Here is a 7,264-nt window from a genome sequence, read left to right on the forward strand (position 1 = left end):
CTCCCAGGAAATGACCACCGTCGTGTAGGGGGCGTAGATGATGGGGGCGACCTGCGCCGCCCCCGCGTCCGGCGCGCGGGGGGGCGGGACGGGGCCGGACGAGGGCCGGACGAGGGCCGGACGAGGGCCGGACGCGGTAGCATCGCCACGCCCAGCCCCGCCGCGTGGGAGGACCGATGCCGCACCGCCGTACCGCCGCGTTACTGCCGGTCCTCGTCCTGCTGGCCGGCTGCTGGGGCGGTGCCGCGCGCGATCTCGGCATGACGGTGGACGGCCCGTTCGGGGCCAGGCCGACGATCACCTTCGCGGGCGGCGGACCGGCGCACGGGCTCAAGGTGGAGGAGCTGGCGACCGGCGGCGGCGCCCGGCTCGGCGCGGACGACACGGTGATCGTCCAGTACACCGCGCACGTCTGGGACGGCGGGGACAACCGCCTGGTGGACTCCACCTTCGACCGCGGCACCCCGGCCGCGTTCCCGCTGGGGGAGCTGCCGCCGGGGCTGGACGGGGCGCTGCGGGGCCGCAGGGTCGGCAGCAGGGTTCTGGCCGCGCTCCCGCCCGATCAGCGCCGTGGCGCGCGCCTGCCGCCCGGCGTCGGGCCCGATGACGAGCTGGTCTACGTGGTCGACATCCTCGGCGCCCACCCCAAGGGCGCCTCGGTCGAGGCGGGCGGCGGCTCGCTGGCGGGCGTGCGCGTCACCGCCGGCGCCCCGCCCGGGCTGGAGGTGCCCGCCACCGCCCCGCCGGCCGCGTTCGAGGTCAAGGTGCTGGCCAGGGGCGAGGGGCGCGGCACGCAGGCGGGGCAGCTCGTGGTCGCCCAGTACGAGGGCGCGATCTGGAGCCGCCGCCGCGTCTTCGAGGCCACCTGGACGAGCGGCCGGCCGAAGGCGTTCAGGATCGGCGACGGCGGCGTGCCCAAGGGGTGGGAGGCGGCCCTGGTCGGGGTGCCCGCCGGCAGCCGGGTCCTGATGGTCGTCCCGCCCTCCTACGGGTACGGTCCCGCCGGCGACCCCGCCCACGGCATCACGGGCACCGACACGCTCGTCTACGTCGTAGATGTCATCGCCGCCTATTGAGGCAGGATGAACCTCATGATCCGTACTTTCCTGGTCATCGCCTCCGCCTTAGCCGTCCTCCTCGGCGGCGCCACGGCCGCGTCCGCCGCCTCTGACCCGCCCTTCTGCAAGGGCGTCAAGAAGCCCTGCGTCGTCGGCGGCGACGCCGGCACGACGTGGGTGAACACCTCCGCCGCCAGCAAGGCCCAGGCCAAGGCCGTGGCCGCCCGCGTGCTGAAGAACGCCACGGCCGCCCACCGCCGTTACCACGCGCCCGAGTGGGTCGACATCTGGGTGATCAAGAAGGGGGCGTGCTGGCGCAGGTACGGCAACGTCCCGTCCGACGCCAGTCGCGCGTGCACGTACAAGCACGTGAAGCGGAAGCTTTCATAGACTCCCGTTGTGAGTAGCGACGACCTCGACGCGCTGGCCCTCCTGCACGACCCCGTACGCCGCAGCCTGTACGCGGCCGTCGCGGGCCACGGCGGCGACGTGGGCAGGGGGGAGGCGGCCGAGGCCGCGGGCGTCTCCAGGACCCTCGCCGGCCACCACCTCGACAAGCTCGTCGAGGCGGGGCTGCTCGAGAGCGGTTTCCGGCAGCAGGAGAAGAAGGGTCCGGGCAGCGGCCGGCCCGCCAAGGTCTACCGCCGGGCCAGGGGTGAGCGGTCGGTGAGCCTGCCGCCGCGCGACTACGGCGCGCTCGCCTCCGTCCTGGCCGAGGTCGTCGACGCGCTCGGCGCCGAGGAGCAGGCCGAACGGGCGGCGCGCGAGGCCGGCGCCCGGCTGGCCAAGAGGCACGCCGGCGAGCCCGTCGAGCAGGTGCTCAGGGAGCGCGGCTACGAGCCGTACGAGGAGGGCGGCGCGGTGCGGCTGCGCAACTGCCCCTTCCACGTGCTGGCCGAGGAGCAGCCGCTGCTGGTGTGCTCCATGAACCTGGCCCTGTGCCAGGGATTGCTCGAAGGGCTCGGCGACGAGCCGGGCAGGGCCAGGCTCGACCCGCGGCCGGGGGACTGCTGCGTCTCCCTCTCTAAAACAAATGAGGATTGACATAGAAGGCGGACGGGTGGTGTGCTGAGCGTCATGCATCTCGCTGAGCTGAACATCGCCCATCTGCGCGCGCCCATCGACAGTCAGGAGCTCGCCGAGTTCGTCGCCCTCCTCGAGCCCGTCAACACCATCGCCGACGAGGCCCCCGGGTTCGTGTGGCGGCTGAAGGAGAGCGAGAGCGACCCCACCGCCACCGTCATCCACGACTACGGCGACCACCTGCTGATGAACTTCTCGGTGTGGGAGTCGCTGGACAGCCTGTGGAACTACACCTACCGCAGCGCCCACCTGGGCGTGCTGCGCAGGCGCAGGGAGTGGTTCCTGCGCCTGGCGGAGCCGTACATGGTGATGTGGTGGATCCCCGAGGGTCACATCCCGACGCTGGCCGAGGGCATGGCGCGGCTGGAGCGCCTCAGGGCCGAGGGGCCGAGCCCCGAGGCGTTCACGTTCAAGGACTCCTACGACAGCAGCGAGGCCGCCAGCCTGCCCGCCGCCGCCGAGGCCAGGAAGTAGGGCAGGTCCTCCTCCAGGCCCCTGCCCATCGTCGACAGGCGCACCGGGGACTCCCGCAGCGCCTCGTGCAGGCCCTCCACCGGCACCGGCACCAGGCGGTGCCGGACGGCCAGCAGCTCGGACTGGTCCCTGACCCGCTCGCCGAACTCCCCGGGCAGCTCCGGCACCGGCACGTCGGCGGGCGTCAGGGCGACCCGGCCGTAGGCGGTCAGCGAGTGGTGCGAGACCCCGTAGTGGCGCTCGCGCCGGTCGCCCTCGCTGACCCGCAGCGCCGCCACCGGGCGGCCGCGCAGCACGCCCGCCGCGTTCACCGCCTCGCCCGCCGACACCCCGGAGAAGCCCCACCTGGTGCCCGTGCCCAGGTTGCCGGGGCCCTGCGCGACGATCGCCACGTCGGCCTCCAGCACGTGGCGGGCCGCCAGCAGCCCGGTGTGGACGGTGACCGCCTCCACGTCGCCGCCGAACGACTGCCCGACCGTGACCACGCCCGCCAGCCAGCCGATCTCCCGCAGCCGGGCCGCCGCCATCGAGAACCACACCGGCAGCGCGCCGCCGTCCTGCATCACGTACGCCACCCGCGTGCCGGGCCGGTCGGCGTACAGGCCGCACAGGATCGGCGCCAGCGCCGAGTGCAGGTCGGCCACCACCACCGGCATCCCGTCGAGGGAGTCGGCCTCGCGCAATCTGTCATGATGCGGGGAGTCCTGCTCGTCGGCGCCCAGCACCGTGGCCTGCAGCGGCGTGTAGCGGGCCTTCACCAGGTGGCCCGGACCGGCGGGATCTTGCGGCAAACGGTTCGGGACGGCCACCACCATGGCGTAACCTCCCGTACCGAGACCCATCGCGAGTGCCGTCGTGTTGAGCAGCACCTCGTCGCCGGGTTCGGGGCGGCCGACCAACGGCGGATAGGCCAGCGCCCGGCACTCCCCTTCGGGGACGGCGACGTCCAGCTCCACCGCTCCCGGCCACTCGCGTCGGATCCGTACAACCTCGCCCTTGCGCCATCTGATCACGGGGGCAGGGTAGCGTCGATGGAGGAGGAGTGAGGCAGATGTCGCGCCGGAAGACCGAACGGTTGCTCAATCTCGTGATCTGCCTGCTCGCCACCCGGAGGCCGCTGTCGGCCGAGCAGATCCGCCAGGCCGTCCCCGGCTACGACCGCGATGGCGACGAGGCGTTCCAGCGCATGTTCGAGCGTGACAAGAACGAGCTGCGCGAGATCGGCATCCCCATCGACGTGGTGCGCGACCCCTGGGAGGACGAGCCGGGCTACCGGATCGAGCGCGAGTCGTACGAGCTGCCGGAGATCACCCTGGAGCCCGACGAGGCCGCCGTGCTCGGCCTGGCCGCGCAGGTGTGGCAGCGGGCCAGCCTGGCCGAGGCCGCCTCGGGGGCGCTGCTGAAGCTGCGCGCCGGCGGCGTGGCCACCGACCGGCCCGTCGGCGCGTCCATGGGCGGGGTCATGGGCGGGGTCATGGGTGGGGGCGCGCTGGAGCTGCGCGTGGACACCCGCGACCCGGCCTTCCCCGCGCTGTGGGACGCCGTGCGCGACCGGCGCGTGGTGCGCTTCGACTACCGCAGCGCCGGCAGCGAGAGCGTGCGCGCCCGCACCGTCGAGCCGTGGGGCGTGGTCAGCCGCAACGGCCGCTGGTACGTGGCCGGGTTCGACCGCGATCGGCAGGCGCCGCGCGTCTTCCGGCTCAGCCGCGTCACCGGCCAGGTCGCCGTCATGGGCAGGCCCGGCGCCGTCGAGGTGCCCGAAGGGGTCGATCTCCGGGGTATGGTCGGCTTTCCCGACGACTCGACGGACGAGCGGGTGGCCATCGTCCGCGTACGCCAGGGAACGTGCGAGGGGCTGCGGCAGCTCGCGGCGGCCGTGCGCACGGGGGAGCACGGGTGGGACGAGGCCGAGCTGCCCTTCACCGACCCCGAACGCCTGGCCGGCTGGATGGCCAGCCTCGGCGCCGACGTGGAGGTCGCCGGGCCGCCGGACGCTCGCGAGGCCGTCATCCGCCGACTGAAGGGGGCAATGGCATGACAGAGGAGCTGCGATGAGCGGGTCGGCCGACCGGCTGCCCAGGCTGCTGGCCCTGGTGCCGTACCTGATGTCCCACCCGGGGGCGCAGGTCGACGAGGTGGCCGCGGTGTTCGGGCTGAGCGAGAAGCAGCTCATCGACGACCTGCAGCTCGTGTGGATGTGCGGCCTGCCCGGCCACACCCCCGGCGACCTCATCGACGTCTCCTGGGACGGCGGCGAGATCATCATCGACAACGCCGAGACCATCGCCAGGCCGCTGCGGCTGGGCATCGACGAGGCCAGCGCGCTGCTGGTCGCCCTGCGCATGCTGGCCGCGACCCCCGAGCTGGCCGAGGTGCCGGGCGACGCGCTGCCCCGCGTGACGGCCAAGCTGGAGCGGGCCGCCGGCGAGGGCGCCGCCACCCTCAGCAGCCAGCTCGCGGTCGACGTGGACGCCGCCCCCGACGCGCTGCCGCGGGTGCGCGAGGGGCTCACCAGGGGCCGCCGGCTGTCGCTGCGCTACTACGTGCCCGGGCGCGACGAGGTGACGCCGCGCGAGGTCGACCCCACGCGGGTCGTGGTCGTCGACGGCCGCACCTACCTGGAGGGCTGGTGCTACCGGGCCGAGGCGATGCGGCTGTTCAGGCTCGACCGGATGCTCGGCGTCGAGGTGCTCGACGTGCCCGCCGACCCGCCGGCCGAGGCCGAGCCCATCGACGTCACCCGGGGCGTCTTCCGGCCCTCGCCCACCGACGAGCTGGTCGAGCTGGAGCTCAGCGCCGCCGGGCGGTGGGTGGCCGAGTACTACCCGTGCGAGCAGGTCACCGAGCTGGGCGAGGGGCGGCTGCGGGTGGCGCTGCGGGCCCGCGACGAGGACTGGATCCTCAAGCTGGCGCTGCGCCTGGGCGACACCGGCCGGGTCGTCTCACCCCCCGAGATGGCCGAGACCGTGCGCCAGGAGGCCGAGCGGGCCCTGGCCCTGTACGCTCACCAGTCATGATGTGGATCTACGTGGCCGGCGGGCTGTGCGTGGCGGGGCTCGGCGTGATTGGGGTCGCGGGTGCCCGCGTCGTCGTGGCGGCACGTACGCTGAAAAGCGAAATCGCCGAGGCGACTGCCCAGCTGGAGCCGCGGCGGGCCAGATTGGCGGGCCAGGGGGGTGAGACCACGCCCCAGGCAGCGTACGATCGTGGCTGAAACAGGCACTCGCTAGAAAAGGGCGTTTCATGTCGAATCTCGGAGTCCCCGAACTTCTGATCATCGCGCTGGTGCTCGTCCTGCTTTTCGGTGCGAAGAAGCTGCCCGAGATGGCCCGCGGCGTCGGCAGGTCGCTGCGCATCTTCAAGTCCGAGACGGCCAAGCTCCGTGAGGACGACGACGACAACCAGACCGTCCAGGCCCAGGCGCAGGCCCCGGCTCAGCCGCAGCCCCCGGCGGCGCAGCCCCCGCAGATCCAGGCCACGCCCGCCCCCGCGCTGTCCGCGGAGGAGCAGGCCAGGCAGCTCGAGGAGCAGGCCGCCCGGCTGCGCGCCAGCGCCGCCGCCCAGGCCGACAAGCGCGTCTGACCCCATCCCTCCTCCTCACCTGGACTGCTAGATGGCGCTGCTCAAACGGTCGAGCCAGCCGGCACCCGATCACGATCCCGAGGGCCGCATGCCCCTCATGGAGCACCTGCGCGAGCTGCGTAACAGGTTGCTCATCGCGGCCGTCGCCGTCGTCGTGGGCATCATCATCGGATGGATCTTCTTCAATCCGGTCTGGGCGTTCATCAAGGAGCCCTTCTGTGAGACGCCGCAGGCCCAGCAACTGCGTGTCGGCGAGTGCACGCTGACCTATGGCGGCATCTTCCAGTCGTTCTTCCTGACGTTGAAGGTCTCGGCGATGGTCGGCATCGTCGTGTCCTCACCCGTCTGGCTCTACCAGGTCTGGGCCTTCGTCACCCCGGCCCTCTACCGCAACGAGAAGCGCTACTCGATCGCCTTCCTCGGGCTGGCGATCCCGCTGTTCGTGATCGGCGCCGCGCTGGCGTACATCATCATGGACACCAGCCTGGCCATCCTGCTCGGGTTCGCGCCGAGCGACACCGTGGCCATCATCCAGATCGACGAGTACGTCAACTACGTGCTGATCATGGTGGTGATCTTCGGCATCTCGTTCGAGCTGCCGCTGCTGCTGGTGTTCCTCAACATCATCGGCGTGCTCCCCCACGCCACGGTCAAGAAGCACCGCCGCTGGGTGGTCTTCGCCATGTTCGTCTTCGGCGCGGTCATCACGCCCGGCGGCGACCCGCTGACGATGATGGCGCTGGCCGCGCCCATGGTCGTGTTGTACTTCCTGGCCGAGTTCTTCATGTTCGTGCGCGAGAAGCGCAGGCCCGCCACCGAGGACTTCTCCCACCTGTCCGACGACGAGGCCTCCCCGCTGGTGGAGGACTCCGCTCCGGTCGACGACGATCGCCCCGGGGAGGATTCCGGTTCCACGCGATAGGCGATAAGTTCCGGGCGTGTCCCCTCAACTCGCCCTGCTCGTCAACCCCGCCGCACGCGGCGGCCGTACGCTGCGCCTGCTCGAACCCGTGGCGCGCCGGCTGCGCGCCGGCGGGGCCGAGCTGTCGGTGATCGTCGGCGCCGAC

Annotated in this window: 10 protein-coding genes; 9 read left to right on the forward strand and 1 reads right to left on the reverse strand. The window is 72.6% G+C overall.

From position 1 onward, the window contains the following. Window positions 1-176 precede the first annotated feature (176 nt). The 4 genes from ACWDX9_RS56880 to ACWDX9_RS56895 are packed head-to-tail and all read left to right on the forward strand — an operon-like array spanning window position 177 to window position 2,615. Window positions 177-1,076: an FKBP-type peptidyl-prolyl cis-trans isomerase gene (locus ACWDX9_RS56880; protein ID WP_449971368.1), complete on the forward strand. Its 900-nt coding sequence runs from the start codon at window positions 177-179 to the stop codon at window positions 1,074-1,076. Window positions 1,077-1,091: 15 nt separating this feature from the next. Then, a complete protein-coding gene (locus ACWDX9_RS56885; protein ID WP_449971370.1) occupies window positions 1,092-1,448 on the forward strand; it encodes a hypothetical protein in 357 nt (118 codons plus the stop codon). Between the two features lie 9 nt (window positions 1,449-1,457). Next, window positions 1,458-2,102 carry a helix-turn-helix transcriptional regulator gene (locus ACWDX9_RS56890; RefSeq protein ID WP_449971373.1) on the forward strand — a complete coding sequence of 215 codons (645 nt, stop codon included), beginning with the start codon at window positions 1,458-1,460 and terminating at the stop codon, window positions 2,100-2,102. Between the two features lie 33 nt (window positions 2,103-2,135). After that, window positions 2,136-2,615: a DUF3291 domain-containing protein gene (locus ACWDX9_RS56895; RefSeq protein WP_363969726.1), complete on the forward strand. Its 480-nt coding sequence runs from the start codon at window positions 2,136-2,138 to the stop codon at window positions 2,613-2,615. Here ACWDX9_RS56895 and ACWDX9_RS56900 read toward each other — a convergent pair. Beyond that, window positions 2,561-3,628 carry a DUF3866 family protein gene (locus tag ACWDX9_RS56900; protein ID WP_185076832.1) on the reverse strand — a complete coding sequence of 356 codons (1,068 nt, stop codon included), beginning with the start codon at window positions 3,626-3,628 and terminating at the stop codon, window positions 2,561-2,563. The two genes, ACWDX9_RS56895 and ACWDX9_RS56900, sit on opposite strands and share 55 nt — an antisense overlap. A gap of 38 nt (window positions 3,629-3,666) precedes the next feature. Between ACWDX9_RS56900 and ACWDX9_RS56905 the strand changes: the two genes are divergently transcribed. The 5 genes from ACWDX9_RS56905 to tatC are packed head-to-tail and all read left to right on the forward strand — an operon-like array spanning window position 3,667 to window position 7,119. Further along, window positions 3,667-4,653, forward strand: a complete 987-nt coding sequence (locus ACWDX9_RS56905; protein WP_449971377.1) for a helix-turn-helix transcriptional regulator — start codon at window positions 3,667-3,669, stop codon at window positions 4,651-4,653. A 13-nt stretch (window positions 4,654-4,666) separates the two neighbouring features. Then, window positions 4,667-5,632, forward strand: coding sequence for a helix-turn-helix transcriptional regulator (locus ACWDX9_RS56910; RefSeq protein WP_192785549.1), 966 nt, complete (start codon window positions 4,667-4,669; stop codon window positions 5,630-5,632). Next, on the forward strand, window positions 5,629-5,829 hold the full coding sequence (locus ACWDX9_RS56915; protein WP_449971380.1) for a hypothetical protein: 201 nt from the start codon (window positions 5,629-5,631) through the stop codon (window positions 5,827-5,829). Before ACWDX9_RS56910 ends, ACWDX9_RS56915 begins: the two co-directional genes overlap by 4 nt. Before the next feature lie 29 nt (window positions 5,830-5,858). Further along, window positions 5,859-6,197, forward strand: coding sequence for a Sec-independent protein translocase subunit TatA (gene tatA, locus ACWDX9_RS56920; RefSeq protein WP_449971382.1), 339 nt, complete (start codon window positions 5,859-5,861; stop codon window positions 6,195-6,197). Window positions 6,198-6,228: 31 nt separating this feature from the next. Beyond that, window positions 6,229-7,119, forward strand: a complete 891-nt coding sequence (gene tatC / locus ACWDX9_RS56925; RefSeq protein WP_449971385.1) for a twin-arginine translocase subunit TatC — start codon at window positions 6,229-6,231, stop codon at window positions 7,117-7,119. Window positions 7,120-7,264: the final 145 nt, after the last annotated feature.

Source organism: Nonomuraea sp. NPDC003201, assembly GCF_053590415.1.

Excerpts from the sequence above, each read along its gene's own strand:
- tatC (WP_449971385.1), top strand. The coding sequence starts at position 6,229 with ATGGCGCTGCTCAAACGGTCGAGCCAGCCGGCACCCGATCACGATCCC.
- ACWDX9_RS56910 (WP_192785549.1), top strand. The coding sequence starts at position 4,667 with ATGAGCGGGTCGGCCGACCGGCTGCCCAGGCTGCTGGCCCTGGTGCCG.
- ACWDX9_RS56915 (WP_449971380.1), top strand. The coding sequence starts at position 5,629 with ATGATGTGGATCTACGTGGCCGGCGGGCTGTGCGTGGCGGGGCTCGGC.
- ACWDX9_RS56885 (WP_449971370.1), top strand. The coding sequence starts at position 1,092 with ATGATCCGTACTTTCCTGGTCATCGCCTCCGCCTTAGCCGTCCTCCTC.
- ACWDX9_RS56905 (WP_449971377.1), top strand. The coding sequence starts at position 3,667 with ATGTCGCGCCGGAAGACCGAACGGTTGCTCAATCTCGTGATCTGCCTG.
- tatA (WP_449971382.1), top strand. The coding sequence starts at position 5,859 with ATGTCGAATCTCGGAGTCCCCGAACTTCTGATCATCGCGCTGGTGCTC.
- ACWDX9_RS56880 (WP_449971368.1), top strand. The coding sequence starts at position 177 with ATGCCGCACCGCCGTACCGCCGCGTTACTGCCGGTCCTCGTCCTGCTG.
- ACWDX9_RS56895 (WP_363969726.1), top strand. The coding sequence starts at position 2,136 with ATGCATCTCGCTGAGCTGAACATCGCCCATCTGCGCGCGCCCATCGAC.